The organism is Nocardiopsis oceani, assembly GCF_054777395.1.
Window position 1 is genome coordinate 1 of sequence record NZ_BAAHAR010000044.1, and the last position, 18,764, is coordinate 18,764.

Sequence of the window (18,764 nt, forward strand, 5' to 3'; positions counted from 1 at the left end):
GTCGTGGGGGTTGGGGTGGGTGTGGCCGGTGATGGCTTGGGCGAGGGTGGGGTCGGGGTGGGTGGTGTGGATGGGTGTGTGGGTGGTGATGTGGCCGTGGGTGGGGTGGGTGTGGCCGGTGAGGATGTCGGTGAGGGCTGTGGCGGCGGTGGGGGTCAGGCCGACGAGGGCGATGTGTTGGCCGGGGCGGATGGTGAGGTCGAGGTGGTGGAGGAGGGTGTGGTGGGCGTGGGTGAGGGACACGTCGTGCAGCTCGACGAGCGGTGGGGCCGGTGTGTGGGTGGGTGTGGTGCTGTGGCGCAGGTGTTGGCGGTGGGAGAGCCTCACGGGTGTCCGTTCGTGTGAGTGGTTGTCACCTGCCTGGGATTGTCCCGGGCGTGTGAGAGTTCTCGTTATCTGTTCGTGTCCTTGGTCTCGTTGGTCCAGGGTAGGCGCGGGCGGATCAGAATGGTGTCAGGTTGGGTGAACTGTGGGTGAGGGATAGTGACGGAGGGTGGGTGTCCGGATGGGTGGGGTGTGTGACCTTGTGGCCGTGTGCGGTGCGCTGTTGGGTGGGGTGTATGGAGCAGAGCACACATCATGAGGTGGTCATCGTCGTCTTCGACGGTGTGCAGAGTCTGGATGCGACGGGGCCGTTGGAGGTCTTTGCCGGGGCGGCCCGGGCGTGGGGCTCGCGGTACCGGGTGCGTACGGCCTCGTTGGGCGGCGCGGTGGTGTACGGCTCCAGCGGGGTGGGGTTGGTGCCGTCGGTGGCGTTGGAGGACGTGGGGTGGGTGGACACCTTGGTGGTGGCCGGTGGGCAGGGCGCCCATGACCCGGATCCGGCGCTGGTGGAGGTGGTACGCCAGGTGGCCGGGCGGTCGGGCCGGGTGGCGTCGGTGTGTTCGGGGGCGTTCGTGTTGGCCCATGCGGGGCTGCTGGAGGGGTTGGTGGTGACCACGCACTGGCGGCACTGCGACCGGTTGGCGGCGGAGTTTCCGGGCGTGCGGGTGGAGCGGGACCCGGTGTTCGTGCGTTCGGGGCGGGTGTGGACGTCGGCGGGGGTGACGTCGGGGATCGATCTGGCGTTGGCGGTGGTGGAGGAGGACCTGGGCCGTGAGGTGGCGTTGTCGCTGGCGCGCAACCTGGTGGTGTTCCTGGCCCGGCCGGGTGGTCAGGCGCAGTTCTCCACCCAGTTGGCCACCCAGCGGGCTGAGCGGGCCGAGGTGCGTGCGGTGCAGCACCTGGTGGATGCCGACCCGGGCCGGGAGTGGTCGTTGGCGGTGTTGGCTGAGCGGGCGGGGTTGTCGGTGCGCCAGTTCTCGCGGGTCTTCGCCGAGCAGGTGGGGGCCACGCCGGGCCGGTATGTGGAGCGGGTGCGTGTGGAGTGGGCGCGGCGCCGGTTGGAGGAGGGGTCGGCTCCGGTGGTGGCGATCGCGCGCGGGTGCGGGTTCGGTACGGCCGAGGCGATGCGGCGGGCGTTCGTGCGCACGCTGGGGTGTGCTCCGTCCGAGTACCGGGAGCGGTTTCGGGTGGGGGCGGGCTCGGCCGGCCGGGAGGGCGGCGGGTAGGTTTCCGCGCACGTGTGCGTATGTGGAGGGTTGCCTGTGGACGTGAGTGTGGAGCCGGGTGCGGAGCGGGAGCGGATCGCTGAGCGGTATCGGCGGTTCGCGGTGAATTTCGCCCACGGTGGTTCGGCGGACTATGAGCGGATCGCTCTGGGGTTGGCCGGGGACGAGCGGGTGCTGGACCTGGTGTTGTCGTTGCCCGAGGGCAATAAGCGCCAGCCCAACCTGTTGTTGGGAGCGGTGCGGTACCTGGGAGGGCCCACCGACTCCTGGGAGGGGTTTCGGGACTGGTTGGTGGAGCACTGGGATGCGGTGCGCCGGGTGGTGTCGGAGCGCATGACCCAGACCAATGAGGTGCGCCGGTGCGCGACGCTGTTGCCGGTACTGGCGCGGTTCGAGGGGCCTTTGGCACTGATCGAGGTGGGGGCGTCGGCGGGGCTGTGCCTGTATCCGGACCGGTACCGGTATTCCTTTGACGGGGCTGCGCCGATCGGTCCTGTCGACAGCCCGGTGTTGTTGGAGTGTTCCACCCGGGGCGCAGTGCCGGTTCCGGGGGCGCCGCCCGAGGTGGTGTGGCGGGCGGGTATCGACCTGAACCCGTTGGACGCGGGTGATGAGGGTGATGTGCGGTGGTTGGAGTCGCTGGTGTGGCCGGGGCGTACCCAGCTCGAGCGGGTGGAGCGGTTGCGGGCGGCGGCGTCGGTGGTCGCGGCCGATCCGGCGCGGTTGGTGTCGGGGACCCTGTTGGAGGAGTTGCCTCGGTTGGCGGGGCAGGCGCCGCAGGGGGCCACGCTGGTGGTGTTCCACAGTGCGGTGGTGTCGTATCTGTCGGCGGCGCAGCGGGGTCGGTTCGCTGAGTTGGTGCGGGGGTTGCCGGGGCACTGGGTGTCGAATGAGGGGTGGCGGTCCTTCCCGGACTGGGAGCATGCCCGGCCGGAGGTGGAGACCGATTTCACGGTGGGTGTGGATGGTCGTGTGGTGGCGTATGCGGGTGAGCACGGCCAGTCGTTGACCTGGCGGTAGGACGCCCGGAGAACAGGAAGAGGGGGCTGGCACTCGGGTGCGCAGCCCCCCTTCTTTGTTCTGTGTGGGTTAGAAGGTGTGGGCGTCGACCTGGGCCAGGAGCGCGTCGCGGCGTTCGGTGGGCAGGAAGGAGGCGGTGAAGGAGTTGCGGGCCAGGGTGCGCAGCTGTTCGTTGGTCAGGCCCAGGTGCTTTTGGAGGCCCAGGTAGTTGTCGTGGACGTAGCCGCCGAAGTAGGAGGGGTCGTCGGAGTTGACGGTGACCAGGAGTCCGGCGTCCATGAGGGCGGGCAGGGGGTGGTCGGCCAGGGTGGGGACGGCGCGCAGGCGCACGTTGGAGAAGGGGCACACGGTCAGGGGGGTCTGGGTGGTGGCCAGGTGGGTGATCAGGGTGGGGTCGTCCAGGGCGCGGATGCCGTGGTCGATGCGTTCGGCGCCCAGGAGGTTGAGGGCTTGCCAGACGTAGTCGGCGGGGCCTTCTTCGCCGGCGTGGGCGACGCGGCGCAGGCCGAGTTGGTCGGCGGCGGTGAAGACCTCGGTGAACTTCTCGGGTGGGTTGCCGACTTCGGCGGAGTCGAGTCCGACGGCGGTGATGCGGTCCAGGTGGGGGCGGGCGGCGTGGAGGGTGTCCATGGCTTCGGTGGCGGGGCGGTCGCGCAGGAAGCACAGGATGAGGCTGGTGGAGATGTTGTGGCGCGCCAGGCTGGTGTCCAGGGCGGCGGTGAGGCCGTTGATGACGGTGTCCAGGGGGATGCCGCGGCTGGTGTGGGCTTGGGGGTCGAAGAAGATCTCGGCGTGGCGGACCCCTTGGGTTGCGGCGCGGGTCAGGTAGGCCTCGGCCAGGTCGCGGAAGTCGTCCTCGGTGCGTAGGACGTCCATGAGGGCGTAGTAGAGGTCGAGGAAGGATTGGAGGTCGGTGAAGGAGTAGGCGGCGCGTAGGGCGGCGATGTCGGGGTGGGGGAGGGTGATGTTGTTGCGCTCGGCGAGGTGGAAGGCGAGTTCGGGCTCCAGGGTGCCTTCGATGTGCAGGTGGAGTTCGGCTTTGGGGATGGCCATGGCAGCCGGGCGCCCTTTCGTGGGATGTGTGTGGGTTGGTGGCCATTGTGGCTGATGGGAGGGGGTGGGTGGTTCGGTTGTGGGGTTGGTGTGTGCCACATGGGGCCGAGGGGGTGTGCGGGTGGTGGGGCCGCTCCGGTGTGGTCGGGGGTTGTGGTGGCAGAGTGCCTGGCGTTGGTGGCTGTCCTGGGCCGCCCAGAGGTGAGGGAGTGCTGTGGTGGGTGTGGATGTGGCCGGGTTGCGTGCGGACACTCCGGGGTGTGCGGGGTTGGCGTTCTTCGACAACGCGGGTGCGGCGTTGGTGCCCCGGCAGGTGACCGAGGCGATGGTGGCGCACCTGGAGTTGGAGGCGCGGGTGGGTGGCTATGAGGCCATGGACCTGGCGCAGGCCCAGCTGGAGGAGGGTATGGCGCAGGTGGCGGGTCTGATCGGGGCGGCACCGGAGGAGGTGGTGTTCTTCGAGGGGGCCTCCCAGGCGTGGTCGCAGGCCCTGGGTGCGGTGGCGTTGGTGCCGGGCCAGAGGGTGCTGACGACCACCAGCGAGTACGCCAGCAACGGGGTGGGGTTGTTGCGGGCGGCGGCTCTGCGCGGGGTGCGGGTGGAGGTGGTGGCCGATGACGCCGACGGGGTGCTGGACGTGGGCGCCTTGGAGGAGGAACTGGGGCGCGGGGACGTGGGGTTGGTGGCGATCAACCACATGCCCACGCACAACGGGTTGGTGAACCCGGCTGAGCAGGTGGGGGCGCTGTGCCGGCGGTTCGGTGTGACCTATCTGCTGGATGCGTGCCAGTCGGTGGGCCAGTGGGAGGTGGACGTGGAGCGGATCGGGTGTGATCTGCTCTCGGCGACCGGCCGCAAGTTCCTGCGCGGTCCGCGCGGGTCGGGGTTTTTGTATGTGCGGTCGGGGGCCCGGTTGGGTGAGCCGTTGCTGGTCAACCACATCGGGGGTGAGTGGACCGGGTCGGGGCAGTACCGGGTGCTGCCGGGCGCGGCGGGTTTTGCGTCCTTCGAGCACGCGGTGGCGGCCCAGATCGGGTTGGGGGTGGCCGCCCGGTACGCCCGCCGGGTGGGGATGGGGTGGGCGCGCGAGCGGATCGGGGTGTTGTCGGATCGGCTGCGTTCGGCGCTGGGGCAGGTGCCGGGTGTGCGGGTCTGTGACCGGGGGCGTTCGTTGTCGGGGATCGTGACGTTCGCGGTGGCCGGGCGCGATGCGGTGTGGGTGTCGAAGGTGTTGCGTGAGCGCGGGGTGAGCACGAGGGTCTCGCATCCGGGGGCGCAGGTGTGGGACGGGTGGGGTGAGCCCGGTCGTGAGGTGGTGCGCGCTTCGGTGCACTACTACAACACCGAGGAGGAGGTGGGGGCGTTGGCGGGGTTGGTGGCCGAGCTGGCCTGACGGCCTGCGGGGCGGCGCGCCGGATCCCCCGCAGGCCCGCGGTTGTTCGCTGGCTAGTGCAGGTGGGCGAAGCGGTCGGTGGCGGCCACGACGGACGCGCCGATCCCGGAGGTGTTGGCGGTGTGGGCGGCGTCGTCGACGATGACGAGTTCGGCGGCGGGCCAGTGGCGGGCCAGGTCGTAGGCGGTGTCGCTGGGGCCGCTGATGTCCAGGCGGCCGGTGATGAGGGCGGCGGGGATGTGGGCCACGCGTGGGATGTGGTCCAGGAGTTGGTGGGGGGTCAGGAAGCAGTCGTTGGCCCAGTAGTGGGTGACGGTGCGGGCGAAGGTCAGGCGGAAGGCGGGGTCTTCGAAGCGGGGGTTGGGGGTGAAGCCGGGGGCGGTGGCCACGTGGGTGTCTTCCCAGCGGCACCAGGCTTGGGCGGCGTCGTGGCGCACCTTGGGGTTCGGGTCGGCCAGGAGCCGGGCGTAGGCGGCGGGCAGGTGGTGGGGGTCGGCGTCGGGGCCGGCGTCGGCGCGGAAGCTTTCCCAGGCTTCGGGGAAGATGCGGCGCATGTCGTGGGTGATCCAGGTGATCTCGCGGCGGGTGCCGGCGGTGACGGCGAACAGCACCAGGGAGATGACGTGGTCGGGGTGGGCTTGGGCGTAGGCCAGGCCCAGGCAGGAGCCCCAGGAGGCGCCGAGGACGTGCCAGCGGTCGATGCCCAGGTGGGTGCGTAGGGCTTCGAAGTCGTCGATGAGGTGGGGGGTGGTGTTGGTGGACAGGTCGGTGGTGTGTTCGCCGGCGTTGGGGGTGCTGTGGCCGGTGCCGCGTTGGTCGAGCAGGATCATGCGGTAGTGGTCGGGGTCGGTGAAGCGTGACCACTGGGGGCGGGATCCGGAGCCGGGGCCGCCGTGGACGGCCAGGACGGGGGTGCCGTGGGGGTTTCCGCATTCTTGCCAGAACAGGCGGTGGCCGCCGGGGCGGGGCAGGTAGCCGCTGGTGTGGGGGGTGCTGGCGGGGTACATGGTGGGGGCTCCGGTTCGGCAGAGTGTGGGCAGGGCGGTGGGGCGGCCCTGGTGCGGGGCCGCGGCGGGGTTGGGTGCGTCGATCCGGAACTGGCCCGGGACCGTTCGGGGCGCTGTGCTGGCGCAGCCTGTGGTGCGGGGCCTGGGGCCGGTCGGGTGGTCCCCGATGCTATCGGTCGGTGCTTGGCGTTCCCAGTCCATATGTGGGCGGTGCCCGGGGGTGTGGCGGTGGGCCGTCGAGACGGTTGGGTGTCTTGACCGTGCCCTTGGGGCAGGGGCCAGACTCGGGGCCATGGACGAGGCACAGGAGAGGTCGGGGCTGTCGCGGGGCGAGTTCTCGCGGCGCAGTGGTCTGTCGCCCAAGGCGTTGCGGCTGTATGAGCGGTCGGGGTTGTTGGTGCCGTACCGGGTGGATCCCGGCAACGGGTACCGGCGTTACCTGCCCGAGCAGCTGGAGGTGGCGGTGCGGGTGCGTGCGCTGCGGCGGATGGACATGCCGTTGTCGGCGGTGGCCGAGGTGGTGGCAGCCCCGCCCGAGGAGGCCGTGGGGTTGGTGCGGGCCTGGTGGCGGGTGTGCCGGGAGGTGGAGCGTTCGCGCGAGGCCATGGTGGAGCGGGCGTGTGCCTTGGTGGGCGGCGAGCAGGACCTGCGGGGTCCTGGAGGTTCGGGTGATCTCGGTGGGGGTGGTCCGGCCTGGCAGACGTCGGTGGAGTCGGTGCCCGGGGAGAGGGTGGCGTGCGCGCGGGCGTATGTGCGTGTGCAGGACCTGGTGGAGACCTACCTGGGGTTGGCCGCTGGGGTGCGGCGGGTGTTGGCGCGGCAGGGGGCGCGGGCCGGTGAGCGTACGTGGGTGTTGTTTCACGGGACGCCGTCGCCGGATGGGGCGGCGTTGATCGAGGTGGCGGTGCCGTATGTGGGGGTGGCGTGGCCGGAGGGGCGGGTGTCGTTGCGGTGGGAGCCGGGTGGGGAGTGGTTGGTGGCCGCGGTGGAGCGGCGGGATTGTTTCTATCCGCGGATTATGGGGGCGTATGCGGCGGTGGAGCGGGGTGTGGGGGAGCGGGGGTTGGTGCCGGTGGAGGTGTTTCGGGAGGTGTATTTGCGCCCGTTCGAGCGGGTGGGTGAGCGGGAGACGTTTGCGTGGGTGGCGCGGCCGGTGGAGGTGGCGGGATGAGCGGTGACGGGCTGGTTGAGGGTGTGGGTGTGGAGCGGTGGCGTGCGCATACGCCCTTTACCGACCCGGGTGCTTACCGGGGGGTGTTGGCGGACCTGCCGGGGGATGTGGCGGGCATCGGTGCGCGGGTGCGTGGGGTGTTGACGCATTACGTGTACGGGGGCCGGGTGGGTGTGGGTGAGCGGTGGGAGGAGGTCGATCTTCGGTGGGTGGAGTCGATGTTGGCCACCGACGCTGCGCGGGGCGGGCGGGGTTGGTCGGTGGGGCGGCAGCGGCCGTTGGTGGGGTGTTGCCGGGATTTCGCGTTGGTGACGGTGGCGGCGTTGCGTGAGCACGGGGTGGCGGCGCGTACGCGGGTGGGGTTCGCGTCGTATCTGAACGCGGGTTTTGGTACTGATCACGTGGTGGTGGAGTACTGGGACGGGCGGCGGTGGGTGTGGGTGGACACCCAGTTGGATCCGGCTGGTGGGTGGGGTGTGGACGTGTTGGATCTGTCGCATGAGGGTGCGGTGGGTCAGGTGGCGTTCTCGGGGGCTTCGGCGGTGTGGTTGGCGGTGCGCTCCGGTGAGGTGGACGGGGCCGATTTCGGGGTGGCTCCGGGGTTGCCGATGCTGCGGGGTGGGTGGTTGGTGCGTGACTACGTGTGGGTGGAGGTGGCGCACCGGCTGGGTGTGGAGACGTTGTTGTGGGATCAGTGGGGTGCGATGGGTCGGTGGGGTGAGAACGAGTTGACTGATGAGGTGGCGGGGTTGGTGGTGGCCGCGGATGCGGGGGATGGGGGTGCGGGGGAGGCGTTGGCGGAGTGGTTTTGGCGGGATGTTCGGTTGAATCCGGGGGGTCGGGTGTACTGCGCGTCGCCGTCGGGGTATCGGGGTTGGGTGGATCTGGTCTCGCGGGTGGCCGAGCCGCGCTTGTGAGCCCGGTCTGCCTGTGGTGGTGGGGTGGGTGGCCGTGGTTCCGGTTTTTTCTCTACCTAACGGTGGGTCGAGTGGTGTGTGCAGGTCGACCGCTGTCGTCCTGTCCGTCAACGCCTCGGGGCCACCAGGGGCAAGTTGAGGAGAATTCATTGAAACAACCGAACGGACTCGATGAGTTCGTGGCCCGCGGCCGGTCTCAACAAGTGAGACCCGAGGAAAGGACACGGCCATGTCAGAGCTTCTCGTTGACTTCATCACCTCCCTCGACGGCAACGCATCGGGAGAGGGTTGGCCCGGGTTCTGGGGCCTCGAGGGTCCGGAGTACCTCGCTTGGCTCGGCGAGCAGCCCGAGGTCATCCACCTCATGGGAGCGAACACCTACCGTCTGATGTCGGGCTTTGCCGCTGGCGAGGTTCCGAATGGCCAAGACGAGTTCAGGGCCGAAGAAGAGGCGTCTGTCGACGAGCTCACTCAAGCGTCCAAGGTGGTGTTCTCCTCCTCGCTTGAGGAGCCACTGACGTGGGCCAACTCCACGCTCGTCCGTGACGACGCCGTCGAGACGGTCCGCGCCATGAAGTCGAGTGGCTCGGGGCTCCTCAGCACGATCGGCAGCCTCAGCCTGTGCCGTTCCCTGCTACGGGCCGGACTCGTCGACCGCTTCCGAGTCGTGATGTTCCCGGTGATCACCGGGGCCACGGGCGCAGAACGCATCTACGACGGCTACCCGGACGTCGCCCTCGAGATGACCGAGCACCGGACCTTCGACGGTCGCATCCAGCTGGTTGAGTACAAGCCACGCGTGCTCGAGCGCCCGCCGCTCGGCGCCCCTGCGTGACCTCGAACTTGCTTCGGCGGAGGGGTTGGGCGGCGTTGGTCAGCCTTGATGGGGGCGGTGCGGTGGATGAGGGCTGGGAAGCTGGTGTTCTGGCATGCCCGCCGACCATGGAGAAGAGTCCCTGTGCCCGACCAGACAGTGCCCCCGGAGCCCGGTTCGATGACCGAAGGGCCCGGGGCCCAAGACCCCTTCCTGGCGTTTTGGAGTGAATACCACCTGTGTACGTTGGCTTCGCCGCGCCCGGACGGCAGCATCCACCAGGTTCCGGTGGGGGTGACCTATGAGCCCGAGCGGCACCTGGCGCGGGTGATCACCTTCGCCTCCAGTTTCAAGGCCAGGAACCTGGCTCGGCGTCCGGGTACGCGGGTGTCGGTGTGCCAGGTGGACCGGGGGCGGTGGTCGACCCTGGAGGGTGAGGCCACGGTTTCCCATGAGGAGGGTGCGGTGGCCGAGGCTGTGCGCCGTTACGCAGAGCGGTACCGGCAGCCGCGCCCCAACCCGGGCCGGGTGGTGATCGAGATCGCCGTGAAGCGGGTGCTGGGCAACGTGCGCCCCGAGAGTGAGGGGATCATTCCCTGACAGCGGGGGTTGGTTCCACTCGGGGGTCGCGGGGGTTGGCGTGTTCGGGGCACACCAGCCCCCCGCTGATGTGTGCTGGACCCCGGCTCGCCTCATGGAGGGGCCGCGGGGTCATCCGGTGAGGGCCTTGGCGGCCAGGTCGGCGTCGGCTTCGGTGTTGTACAGGTGGAAGGCCAGGCGGGTGCGGCCGCCGCGTTCGGTGGCCACGATGCCTGCTTGGCGCAGCGTTTTTAGGGCGCCGGGGGTGTCCACGGTGGTGATGGCCGAGTGGGACGGGGGCTGGCCCAGGTGGGCGCGCAGGCGGTCGGCCAGGCGGGTGTTGTGGGCGTGGACGTGTTCCACCCCGTGGTCCAGGAGCACCTGAAGGGAGGGTGCGGCGGCCACGGCGGCGAACCAGTTGGGCGACAGGTCGAAGGCGCGGGCAGTGGGTGCGGCCTCGAAGTGGTCGCGGTAGAAGGCGGTGGCGGGGGTGGCGTCGGCCATGGGTCCGGCGTTGGTGGGGCGCAGGCGGGTGCGCAGGGTGGGGGCGAGGTAGGCCAGGGCCAGGCCGCGGGGAGCCATCAGCCATTTGTAGGCCGAGCAGACCAGGGCGTCGAAGCGGGTGGCGTCCAGTGGGTACCAGCCGGCGGCTTGGGTGGCGTCGGCCACGACGAGGGTGTGGTGGGTGCGGGCGGCGGCCAGGATCTGGTCGGTGGGGGCCAGGGCGCCGTTGGCGGACTGCACCGGGCTGAAGGCCACGAGGTGGGTGGTGGGGGTGATGTGGTCGGCCAGGGCGTGCAGGGGTGCGGTGTGCACGGTGATGTCGCGGTCGGTGTGGGCGTGGAAGGGGAAGGTGGCGGAGGTGTATTCGCCTTCGGGGAGCAGGATGTGGGCGCCGTGGGGCAGGGATGCGGCGATGGTGCCGATGATCTGGGCGGTGGTGGCGCCCAGGGTGATGTCGTCTGTGGGGGCGTTGAGCAGGTGGGCGGAGCGGGTGCGGGTGGTTTCGACGGCCTCGAACCAGTGGTGGGGGTCGCCGGTGGCGTGGTGCCAGCTGTGGATGGCGTCGGTCAGGGCCTGGTGGGCGGTGGTGGGTGGGATGCCGTACTGGGCGGTGTTGAGCCAGACGGTGTCGGTGTTCCACAGGTGGTTCATGGTTGGGGAGCCTAGTGGCCGGTGCTGGGCTGGGGCGGGTGCCGGCGGTAGAGGAGGGTGGGGGTGCTGCTCTGGCCTGGGTTTTGCTGGATTGGCAATATTGTTTGCCCGTTGGTGGGGTGGTGCGCAGGATGGGTGCACGAACTAGGGAGGACACCCATGAACGAGCCCACACGCGCTTTCGAGGTCGTGGTCGTCGGCGGCGGTGCCGCCGGGTTGAGCGGGGCGCTGACCCTGGCCCGCGCGCGGCGTTCGGTGCTGGTGGTCGACGCGGGTCGGCCGCGTAACGCCCCCGCCCGAGGAGTACACGCCTTCCTGGGCAACGAGGGCATTTCGCCGACGGAACTGGTGGCGCGGGGGCGCGCCGAGGTCGAGTCCTATGGGGGTGTGGTCGAGCGGGGCCGCGTGGTGGCCGTCGAGCGCGCCCCCGAAGGGGCTGGGGAGGGTTTTCGGATCGAGTGTGAGAACGGTGCGGTGGTGGCGGCCCAGCGGTTGCTGGTCACCACCGGGCTGGTCGACGAGTTGCCCGACGTTCCCGGGCTGGCCGAGCACTGGGGCAGCGGGGTGCTGCACTGCCCCTACTGCCACGGGTGGGAGGTGCGCGACCAGAGCGTGGGGGTGTTGGCCACCGGCCCCGTGGCCGTGCACGCGGGTCTGATGTGGCGGCAGTGGAGTGAGCAGGTGACGGTGTTCGCCCACCCCGGGCAGGACCTGGGTGCCGAGGACCGGGCCAGGCTGGCCGCGCGAGGGATCACCGTGGTGGACGAGCCGGTGGTGGCGGTGGAGTCCGACGATGTTGGGGTGCGCGGGGTGCGCACCGCCGAGGGGTCGGTGGTGGCGGTGCGTGCGGTGGTGGTGCCCACGTTCATGCGTGCGCGCGCGGATCTGCTGGTGGGTCTGGGACTTGAGGTGGTCGAGCAGAAGATGGGTGAGCACGTGATGGGCACCTATGTGGAGTCGGGGCCCATGGGCGCCACGGGGGTGCCGGGGGTGTGGGTGGCGGGCAACATCGCCTCGGTGTCGGAGCAGGTGGTGGGGTCGGCCGCCGCGGGTGGTCGGGCCGGGGCGGCGATCAACGCCGATCTGGTCTTCGCCGAGGCCGAGCGGGCCGTCTCCGAGGCCGGGGCCGTTTCCGCCTGAGGGTGTGCCTTGCTCAGGTCCCGGTCTGGCCGGAGGGTTGCCCGGTGGGGCCGGGGTTGGTGGGGTCGTGTGGGGACAGTGCCGCCCACACGGCCCCCGCGGTGAGCAGCGCCATCGCTACCGGTGCGGTGGGGGCGTCGTGCACGAAGTAGGTCGCGCTCAGCGCCACCAGGACCGCTGCCCCGTTGTGGACGGGGGAGCGCCACAGGCACGCGGCGGCACCCAGGGTGGCGGCCACCCAGCCCAGGCCGCCCAGCAGGGTCAGGGTGAAGGCCGCCCAGCCCGCGTCGGCCAGTGGTGCGGAGAAGTCGGCGCTGAAGGCGCTGATCTGGTTCAGGACCACCTGGCGTTCGTCGGCAGGTAGGTCTTGGGAGCGCAGGGCCAGCAGGCCGCTGGCGATCCCGGCCAGGGTGTCCATCGCGGTGTGGAAGACCACGAACAGCCACAGGCCCACCAGGTTGACGGCGCGCGCCCACCCGCTGCCGGAGCGGGCCAGCAGGAACAGGGACACCGCCACCAGGCCGAACAAGGGTAGTTGGATGACGTGCACGGTCAACCACAGCTGTGGTTGGTGGGTGGCCATGTGGACCAGGTCGGTGCCGGTGGGGTGGATCAGGGCCGTCACGGTCAGCAGCGCCGGGCCCAGGACCAGGGCCAGGGAACGGATCAGGGGCGGGGCGGCCGGTGGCCCTGGTCGGGGCATCGCCGTCTCCTGGAGGGGGTGGCAGTGGAGGGGCAGGTCCGGGCCCCTGACGGTAACAGCAAGGGGCGCTGGTGTGATCGCGGCCGTGCCCGGCGGTTCGGGCAGGTCCCGTCCCGGAGCGGGTGGCGGTGGCCGTCGGCCCATGCGGCCGGGGCCGTCCGGGCTTAGGCTAGCTCAGCCCACCCCCTTCCACCTTTTGGAGCCCCCGGTGACCGTGCCGCGTGAGTTCGCGCAGATCCGACCGTTGGAGAGCTTGGCGCGCCGCGCCCTGGGCCCGCACGTGCGCGTGAGGGGGGTGGAGCGGTTGCGCGGAGGCACCAAGAAGGGCGTCTACCGGTTGCACCTGAACGAGGGGCCCGCCGTGGTCGCCTACGTGTGGTCCGCGGCGGAGAACTTCTGGCCCGAACGCCCTCTCCCCGAGGGCCGCGACGAGCAGGACCCCTTCGCCGACGCCGACGGCCTGGACCTGTTCGTGGGTGCCTCCGAGTCGTTGGCGCAGGTGGGGGTGCGCACCCCGCGGGTGCACCTGGTCGACCGTGAGCGGCGGGAGTTGGACGCCGACGTGGCGATCGTGGAAGACGTGCGCGGTCCCACGTTGGAGGAGCACATCGACCACAGCGACCCGGTGTGGGTGGACGGGGTACTGGAGGGGTTGGGTGCGGCGCTGGGTGCCATGGCCACCCGGGCAGAGACGGGGCTGGGCAAGGTGTCGCGGCCCCTGGTGCGGGACCGTACGTGTCAGGGCCTGGTCCTGGAGCGGGCGCTGCGCGACGTGGCCGAGGGGGCCCAGCGGCGGGTGGAGCTGGCCCGGGTCGCGGACCGGGTGGTCGAGCGGCTGCACGAACTGGCCCGGCGGGTTGGGCCGCGTTCCGGGCACGGGCTGGTCCACGGTGAGCTGGGCCCCGACCACGTCCTGGTGGGACAGGACGGGGCCCCGGTGCTCATCGACATCGAGGGGCTCATGTACTTCGACGCCGAGTGGGAGCACGCGTTCCTGCGCCTGCGCTTCGGTGGGCTGTATGAGCGTCTGGCCGTTCCGGGGCTGGACCAGGCCCGCATGGATCTGTACCTGCTGGGCCAGCACCTGTCGCTGGTGGCGGGCCCGCTGCGGTTGTTGGACGGCGACTTCCCGGACCGCGAGGTGATGTTGCAGATCGCCGAGCACCACCTGGGGCGGGTGCTGGCCCACGTGTGAGCCGCGCATGCGGCCTTGTCGGTCAGGGGATGTAGACCTGGCCGGTCTGGGCGCCTTCGATGGAGCGCACGTAGGCGCGGGTGACCTCGGCCAGGTCCACGGGGGCCAGGCCGGGAAAGAAGTCGCCGAAGTCGGCGAGGGACTCGGTGAAGACCGCGGGGCTGACGGCGTTGACGCGCTGGGGCGCGATCTCCACGGCGGCGGTGCGCACGAACGCCTCCACCGCTCCGTTGGCCATGGCGGCGGCGCTGCCTTGGGCGACGGGGTCGCGTCCGGGGGAGCCGGTGATCAGGGTGAAGGAGCCGTGTGGGCTCACGTGGTGGGTGCCGTGGGTGACCAGGCCGATCTGGGTCAGGACCTTGCCGGTGAAGGCTGCCTGGTAGTCGTGGGCGCCCATGCGGTCCAGGGGCTTGTAGGGGACGTCGCCCGCGGCGCTGACCACGGCGTCGACGGCTCCCACGCGCTCCCACAGGTGGGTGGCGTGTTCGGGGTCGGTCAGGTCCAGGTGATGGTCGCCGCCGGTGCGGGCCACGGTGGTGACGTCGTGGCCGCGGGTGCGGAGTTCGTGGTGCAGGGCGCTGCCGAGCCGTCCGGTGGCGCCGATCAACAGGGTTCGCATGCCGGTGACGCTAGTGGAGGGTGCTGTGGGGCGAGAAATGTGCGCGATGCGGGATTTATGCTCATTGGTTATGAATGTGGAGTTGCGGCATTTGCGGGCGTTGGCGGCCATCGGTGACCACGGCAACATCTCCGAGGCGGCATTCGTGTTGGGGGTCAGCCAGCCCGCTCTGTCGCGCACGCTGGACCAGCTGGAGCGGCGGTTGGGGGTGTGCTTGGTGGAACGCACCACCCGCTCGCTGACGTTGACCGCGCCGGGGCGACGGTTGTGGGAGCGGGCCCACCGGGTGCTGGTCCAAGTGGAGGAGGCCGTGGCCGAGGTGGCCCACGGGACCGGGCCGTTGCGGGTGGGGTTCGCCTGGGGTGCGCTGGGGCGTCACACCGTGGCGCTGCTGCGGTCCTGGGACACCGATGTTGGCGAGTGTCCGCTGCGGGTGCGGCGCGGACAGGATCCCCTCCAGGCCTTGGGCGCCGGCCAGGTGGATGTGGGTTTCGTGCGCACCCTGCCCGAGGAGAGCGCGGGACTGGTGGCGCGGGCTCTGTATCGCGAACCCCGGGTGGTGGCGGTCGCCGAAGGCACACCCTTGGCGCAGGCGGAATCGTTGAGGTTGGCGCAGGTGGCTGAGCACACGGTCGCGCTGTGTTCGACCGCGGCGACCACCGGAAGTGAGCTGTGGCCGTCGGGTCAGCGTCCGCACACCGTGGAGGTGGCCAACGTGGAGGAGTGGTTGACGTTGATCGCCACCGGTGCGGCCGTGGGGGTGACTGCCAGCGGCAGTGCGTACTCCCATCCCCACCCCGAGGTGCGCTACCTGCCCTTGGCCGACGCCGATCCGGTCACCGTGTCTGCGGTGCTGGCCGCCGAACCCGGGCACCCGCGGGCCGAGGAGTTCGCGGAGTTCGCACGCCGGTTCCTGGCCGACCAGGGTATGGGTCTGTAACGCTCGCGGGCCGGTGCGCTTAGGGGGTGGGCTTTCAGGTGCGGTTCGGTGGGATCCGCAACCGGGTGGCTTCCACCGCGCTCAGTGAGTGGTGGAGTGCGCCTTGGACGATGGCGTCCTCGCCCAGGCGGGCCAGCTCCAACTGGGGCGGGGTCAGGCGTTGGTGCTCCAGGTGGCCTTCCAGGGCCTCCAGCAGGGCGGGTCCGCACTGGGACATCGGGCCGCCGATGACCACGACCTGGGGGTCCAGGAGTGCGCGAATGGCGCCGATGCCGTGGGCGAAGCGGCGGGTGATCTCCTGGAGGCCTTCCATCGCCGCGGGGGCGCGGTCGTGGACGGCCTGGGCCAGTGCGGTCAGGTCGGGGGTGTGGCCCAGGCGTTGGTGCAGGTCGTGCCCGCCCTGGCGGTGGGCGGCTTGGCGGGTGAGGCGGTGCAGTTCGGCCGAGCCCACCCAGGCTTCGAAGCGCCCCAGTTGGGGCGGGGTGTGTGGGTCGGTGGGTTCTTCGGCGAACAGGTCGAGGAAGCCCAGGTCTCCGGCGTCGTTGGAGGCGCCTCGGTGGAGTTGGCCGCCGACCACCACCCCGGCGCCCACGCGCTCTCCCCAGTGGATGAGGACCATCGACTCTTCGTGGTGGGGGCGGCCGCGCCAGCGTTCGCCTTCGGTGGCGAGTTTGACGTCGTTGTCGAGGTAGATGTGGCAGGTCAGGAGATCGCCCAGGGCCGTGACCAGGACGTCGCCGGTGATGTCGGGCATGCTGGCGGTGAACTGTATGTGCTGGGTGTGGGGGTCGACGATGCCGGGTGCGCCGATGGAGGCGTGCCAGATGCGGTCGGGCGCCGAGCCGGCTTCGCGCAGGGCTTGGTGCACGGTGGTGGTCAGGGCCTGGGTGATCAGGGGTGTGTGGGGTGCGGCCAGGGGGGTGGCGGTGGTGGCCAGGGTGGTGCCGGCCAGGTCGGCCAGGGCGACCCTGACCTCGGTGGGGGTGACCGACAGGCCCAGGATGTGGCCGGCCTCGGCGCGAAAGCGTACGCGTTGGGCGGGGCGCCCTGAGCGGCCGCTGGTGCGTGCGGGTTCGAGGAGTTGGACCAGGCCCGTCTCCTCCAGGGTGGTCAGGGAGCGGGTGACGGCCTGGCGGGACAGTCCGGTGGCCTTGGCCAGGGCGGGCACGCTGGTGTGGTCCACCTGGCGTAGTTCGGTCAGGACCGCGGTCGCGTTGATCTCGCGCATGAGCCGTGTGTCGGCGGCGACCGGTGCGCTCACGCGCCCTCCCCTGTGCTTGTGCGGGTCTTGCCCGAAACCAAATTAGTTATGTACTGTACGGAACTAATTGGCGCCCAGGCAAGCAGGGGAGACCCGATGGCGGCACGGACCCAAGGCGAACCCGACTGGGGGGCCACGGTGCGCGGCCTGGCCCGCAGAATCCTGGGACGCACGCACCCACCACTGCGCCTGAGCCAGCTCCCCCACGATAGGAGATCCTTCGAGTACCGGGCCGACCAGGGCGTGCTCACCCTCGCAGCCACCGACGGGGTGGCCGCGGCCGTGGGCCTGCACACCTACCTGCGCCGGTCCTGCGGGGTCATGGTGGCCTGGGACACCCGCCTGCCCCTGCCGGTGACCGCCTTCCCCGACGCCCCCACCACCCACCGCACCGCCGAGGTCGACCAGAGCTACTACCTCAACTTCTGCACCCAGGGCTACACGGCGCCCTACTGGGGCTGGGACGACTGGGAACGCGAGTGCGACTGGATGGCGCTGCACGGTGTCACCATGCCGCTGACGATCCTGGGCCACGAAGCGGTCCTGCGCCAGGCCTACACCCGCCTGGGCCTGGACGACGACGTGATCCGCACCTTCCTGGGCGGGCCCGGCTACCTGCCCTGGCAGTACATGGGCAACCTGGACTCCTTCGCCGGCCCCCTGCCCCAGGCCTGGATCGAGGGCCACCTGGACCTGGCCCGCCGCGTCTTGGACAGGCAGCGCTCCTTCGGAATGCGGCCCGTACTGCCCGGCTTCACCGGCCACGTCCCCCGAGCACTGGCCCCCGACCAGGTCACCCCGCGCCCCTGGCAGGGGTTCACCACCCACGTCCTGGACCCCCGCGACGCGCTCTACACCCACGTGGGCGCCCAGATCACCGCCGCCCAACAGGACCTGCTGGGCACCGACCACCTGTACGCGATCGACCCCTTCATCGAGATGCCGCCGGTCGAGGCCGACCCCGCCTTCCCCGGCACGGTGGCCCAGGCCACCCTGGACGGGCTGACCCGCACCGACCCCGAAGCCGTGTGGGTCATGCAGGCCTGGCCCTTCTCCTACCAAAGCCACTTCTGGACCACCGAGCGCGTCACCGCGTTCCTGGACGCCATCGAAGACCACCGCCTGCTCGTGCTGGACCTGTGGGCCGAACACGACCCGCAGTGGAGCCGCTTCGACTCCTTCGGCGGCACACCCTGGGTGTGGTGCGCGCTGTTGAACTTCGGTGGCAGAACCGACCCCCTCGGCGACCTGCAGGGCACCACCGAAGCGATCAACAAGGCCAAGGACACCGAAGCCCCGCCGGTAGGGCTGGGCCTGGCCATGGAAGCCACCGGAAACAACCCCGCCTTCTTCGAACTGGTGGCCGACCAGGCCTGGAACCGGGTGGAGGACGTCGACGACGACTGGCTGCCCGCGTTCGTGGCCCAACGCTACGGAAGCGGCGCGGACCCGGCCCTCCTGCGCGGGTGGCGGGGACTGCTGGCCACGATCTACGGCGCCTCGGGGGTGCGGATCTTCCCCGAACAGTTCAACGGCATCATCACCACCAAGCCCCACTACCGCGACCTGGCCGAAACCGAGCGGCTGCGCGCCGAGGCCAGCGCGCTGGTCTGGTACGACTGGCCGGTCCTGGTGCGGGCCTGGCAGGACCTGGTCAGTGCGGGCGAGCGCCACCCCGAACTCGCCCAAGGGCCGCTGGGACGCGACCTGGCCGACGTGGCCATGGCCGTGATGGCGCGCGTGGCCGACCACTCCTACCTGACCTTGGTGCAGGAGGCCGTGGGCGAAGGCGCCCACCGCCCCCAGGCGCTGGAGCGCTTCCTGGGCCTGTTCGAGGACCTGGACGCCCTGCTGGCCACCCGCCCCGAGTACCGCTTCCAGAACTGGGAGCACAAGGCGACCTCCTGGGCCACCAGCACCGAAGAACACCACGTGCTGGCCGACAACGCCCGGCGCATCATCACCGTGTGGGACACCCCCGACAGCCCTTTCCTGCACGACTACGCCGGAAGGCTCTGGTCGGGGCTGGTCGGCGGCTACTACCGGTCCCGGTGGCAGTTGTGGGGGCAGGGGCTGGACCAGGCCCTGGTCGATCCGGGCCCGGCGGGCCGGTGGCTCGACCAGCAGCTCACCGAACGCGCCGACGCCTTCCTGCGCCACGGAGCGGGCCCGGTGCGCACCGACCAACACGGGATCCTGGACCACTCCCGCGCGCTGCTGGACCGCTACGGCCACCCGGCCCCCTGA

18 protein-coding genes are annotated in these 18,764 nt (G+C 70.8%); 11 read left to right on the forward strand and 7 right to left on the reverse strand.

All coding sequences use genetic code 11. From position 1 onward, the window contains the following. Positions 1-327, reverse strand: a 327-nt coding sequence (locus tag ACYVDG_RS24415) for an ATP-binding cassette domain-containing protein (protein WP_460758064.1), incomplete at its 3' end; no start/stop codon positions are given. A 233-nt stretch (positions 328-560) separates the two neighbouring features. Between ACYVDG_RS24415 and ACYVDG_RS24420 the strand changes: the two genes are divergently transcribed. Together ACYVDG_RS24420 and ACYVDG_RS24425 are read left to right on the forward strand one after the other, a co-directional pair. Further along, on the forward strand, positions 561-1,550 hold the full coding sequence (locus ACYVDG_RS24420; protein WP_460758069.1) for a GlxA family transcriptional regulator: 990 nt from the start codon (positions 561-563) through the stop codon (positions 1,548-1,550). A 42-nt stretch (positions 1,551-1,592) separates the two neighbouring features. Then, positions 1,593-2,570 carry a DUF2332 domain-containing protein gene (locus ACYVDG_RS24425; RefSeq protein ID WP_460758073.1) on the forward strand — a complete coding sequence of 326 codons (978 nt, stop codon included), beginning with the start codon at positions 1,593-1,595 and terminating at the stop codon, positions 2,568-2,570. Between the two features lie 69 nt (positions 2,571-2,639). Here ACYVDG_RS24425 and ACYVDG_RS24430 read toward each other — a convergent pair whose 3' ends face one another. Beyond that, the gene (locus ACYVDG_RS24430; protein ID WP_460758076.1) at positions 2,640-3,623 is read right to left on the reverse strand and encodes an adenosine deaminase; all 984 of its coding nucleotides are present in this window, start codon (positions 3,621-3,623) and stop codon (positions 2,640-2,642) included. Positions 3,624-3,840: 217 nt separating this feature from the next. On the opposite strand from ACYVDG_RS24430, the gene ACYVDG_RS24435 reads away from it, so the two are divergent. Then, positions 3,841-5,016, forward strand: coding sequence for an aminotransferase class V-fold PLP-dependent enzyme (locus ACYVDG_RS24435; RefSeq protein WP_460758309.1), 1,176 nt, complete (start codon positions 3,841-3,843; stop codon positions 5,014-5,016). Between the two features lie 53 nt (positions 5,017-5,069). On the opposite strand, the gene pip is transcribed toward ACYVDG_RS24435, so the two are convergent. Continuing rightward, positions 5,070-6,023 (reverse strand): prolyl aminopeptidase, encoded by a 954-nt coding sequence (pip, locus tag ACYVDG_RS24440; protein ID WP_460758082.1) that lies wholly within the window; start codon positions 6,021-6,023, stop codon positions 5,070-5,072. Between the two features lie 292 nt (positions 6,024-6,315). Between pip and ACYVDG_RS24445 the strand changes: the two genes are divergently transcribed. The 4 genes from ACYVDG_RS24445 (at position 6,316) to ACYVDG_RS24460 (ending at position 9,525) form a co-directional block, all read left to right on the forward strand. Continuing rightward, positions 6,316-7,194 carry a MerR family transcriptional regulator gene (locus ACYVDG_RS24445; RefSeq protein ID WP_460758087.1) on the forward strand — a complete coding sequence of 293 codons (879 nt, stop codon included), beginning with the start codon at positions 6,316-6,318 and terminating at the stop codon, positions 7,192-7,194. 83 nt (positions 7,195-7,277) lie between these two features. Then, positions 7,278-8,111: a transglutaminase-like domain-containing protein gene (locus tag ACYVDG_RS24450; RefSeq protein WP_460758312.1), complete on the forward strand. Its 834-nt coding sequence runs from the start codon at positions 7,278-7,280 to the stop codon at positions 8,109-8,111. A 229-nt stretch (positions 8,112-8,340) separates the two neighbouring features. Next, positions 8,341-8,946, forward strand: a complete 606-nt coding sequence (locus tag ACYVDG_RS24455; RefSeq protein ID WP_460758092.1) for a dihydrofolate reductase family protein — start codon at positions 8,341-8,343, stop codon at positions 8,944-8,946. Positions 8,947-9,105: 159 nt separating this feature from the next. Then, positions 9,106-9,525: a PPOX class F420-dependent oxidoreductase gene (locus tag ACYVDG_RS24460; RefSeq protein ID WP_460758316.1), complete on the forward strand. Its 420-nt coding sequence runs from the start codon at positions 9,106-9,108 to the stop codon at positions 9,523-9,525. Positions 9,526-9,636: 111 nt separating this feature from the next. On the opposite strand, the gene ACYVDG_RS24465 is transcribed toward ACYVDG_RS24460, so the two are convergent. Then, positions 9,637-10,659 carry an aminotransferase class V-fold PLP-dependent enzyme gene (locus ACYVDG_RS24465; RefSeq protein WP_460758094.1) on the reverse strand — a complete coding sequence of 341 codons (1,023 nt, stop codon included), beginning with the start codon at positions 10,657-10,659 and terminating at the stop codon, positions 9,637-9,639. A gap of 159 nt (positions 10,660-10,818) precedes the next feature. Here ACYVDG_RS24465 and ACYVDG_RS24470 point away from each other — a divergent pair, with 159 nt between their 5' ends. Further along, a complete protein-coding gene (locus ACYVDG_RS24470; RefSeq protein WP_460758097.1) occupies positions 10,819-11,799 on the forward strand; it encodes an NAD(P)/FAD-dependent oxidoreductase in 981 nt (326 codons plus the stop codon). Positions 11,800-11,812: 13 nt separating this feature from the next. On the opposite strand, the gene ACYVDG_RS24475 is transcribed toward ACYVDG_RS24470, so the two are convergent. Further along, positions 11,813-12,502: a hypothetical protein gene (locus ACYVDG_RS24475; protein ID WP_460758100.1), complete on the reverse strand. Its 690-nt coding sequence runs from the start codon at positions 12,500-12,502 to the stop codon at positions 11,813-11,815. Positions 12,503-12,710: 208 nt separating this feature from the next. Between ACYVDG_RS24475 and ACYVDG_RS24480 the strand changes: the two genes are divergently transcribed. Further along, on the forward strand, positions 12,711-13,697 hold the full coding sequence (locus tag ACYVDG_RS24480) for a phosphotransferase family protein (protein WP_460758103.1): 987 nt from the start codon (positions 12,711-12,713) through the stop codon (positions 13,695-13,697). Positions 13,698-13,719: 22 nt separating this feature from the next. Here the strand turns inward: ACYVDG_RS24480 and ACYVDG_RS24485 are convergent, their stop codons facing one another. Beyond that, positions 13,720-14,316 (reverse strand): short chain dehydrogenase, encoded by a 597-nt coding sequence (locus tag ACYVDG_RS24485; RefSeq protein WP_460758107.1) that lies wholly within the window; start codon positions 14,314-14,316, stop codon positions 13,720-13,722. 70 nt (positions 14,317-14,386) lie between these two features. Here ACYVDG_RS24485 and ACYVDG_RS24490 point away from each other — a divergent pair, with 70 nt between their 5' ends. After that, positions 14,387-15,256, forward strand: coding sequence for a LysR family transcriptional regulator (locus tag ACYVDG_RS24490; RefSeq protein WP_460758110.1), 870 nt, complete (start codon positions 14,387-14,389; stop codon positions 15,254-15,256). 34 nt (positions 15,257-15,290) lie between these two features. Here ACYVDG_RS24490 and ACYVDG_RS24495 read toward each other — a convergent pair whose 3' ends face one another. Next, complete coding sequence (locus tag ACYVDG_RS24495) at positions 15,291-16,517, reverse strand: ROK family transcriptional regulator (RefSeq protein WP_460758114.1); 1,227 nt, start codon at positions 16,515-16,517, stop codon at positions 15,291-15,293. 96 nt (positions 16,518-16,613) lie between these two features. On the opposite strand from ACYVDG_RS24495, the gene ACYVDG_RS24500 reads away from it, so the two are divergent. Beyond that, the gene (locus tag ACYVDG_RS24500; RefSeq protein ID WP_460758118.1) at positions 16,614-18,764 is read left to right on the forward strand and encodes an alpha-N-acetylglucosaminidase; all 2,151 of its coding nucleotides are present in this window, start codon (positions 16,614-16,616) and stop codon (positions 18,762-18,764) included.

Excerpts from the sequence above, each read along its gene's own strand:
- ACYVDG_RS24460 (WP_460758316.1), top strand. The coding sequence starts at position 9,106 with ATGACCGAAGGGCCCGGGGCCCAAGACCCCTTCCTGGCGTTTTGGAGT.
- ACYVDG_RS24475 (WP_460758100.1), bottom strand. The coding sequence starts at position 12,502 with ATGCCCCGACCAGGGCCACCGGCCGCCCCGCCCCTGATCCGTTCCCTG.
- ACYVDG_RS24470 (WP_460758097.1), top strand. The coding sequence starts at position 10,819 with ATGAACGAGCCCACACGCGCTTTCGAGGTCGTGGTCGTCGGCGGCGGT.
- ACYVDG_RS24420 (WP_460758069.1), top strand. The coding sequence starts at position 561 with ATGGAGCAGAGCACACATCATGAGGTGGTCATCGTCGTCTTCGACGGT.
- ACYVDG_RS24445 (WP_460758087.1), top strand. The coding sequence starts at position 6,316 with ATGGACGAGGCACAGGAGAGGTCGGGGCTGTCGCGGGGCGAGTTCTCG.
- ACYVDG_RS24465 (WP_460758094.1), bottom strand. The coding sequence starts at position 10,659 with ATGAACCACCTGTGGAACACCGACACCGTCTGGCTCAACACCGCCCAG.
- ACYVDG_RS24500 (WP_460758118.1), top strand. The coding sequence starts at position 16,614 with ATGGCGGCACGGACCCAAGGCGAACCCGACTGGGGGGCCACGGTGCGC.
- pip (WP_460758082.1), bottom strand. The coding sequence starts at position 6,023 with ATGTACCCCGCCAGCACCCCCCACACCAGCGGCTACCTGCCCCGCCCC.
- ACYVDG_RS24455 (WP_460758092.1), top strand. The coding sequence starts at position 8,341 with ATGTCAGAGCTTCTCGTTGACTTCATCACCTCCCTCGACGGCAACGCA.
- ACYVDG_RS24485 (WP_460758107.1), bottom strand. The coding sequence starts at position 14,316 with ATGCGAACCCTGTTGATCGGCGCCACCGGACGGCTCGGCAGCGCCCTG.
- ACYVDG_RS24430 (WP_460758076.1), bottom strand. The coding sequence starts at position 3,623 with ATGGCCATCCCCAAAGCCGAACTCCACCTGCACATCGAAGGCACCCTG.
- ACYVDG_RS24490 (WP_460758110.1), top strand. The coding sequence starts at position 14,387 with ATGAATGTGGAGTTGCGGCATTTGCGGGCGTTGGCGGCCATCGGTGAC.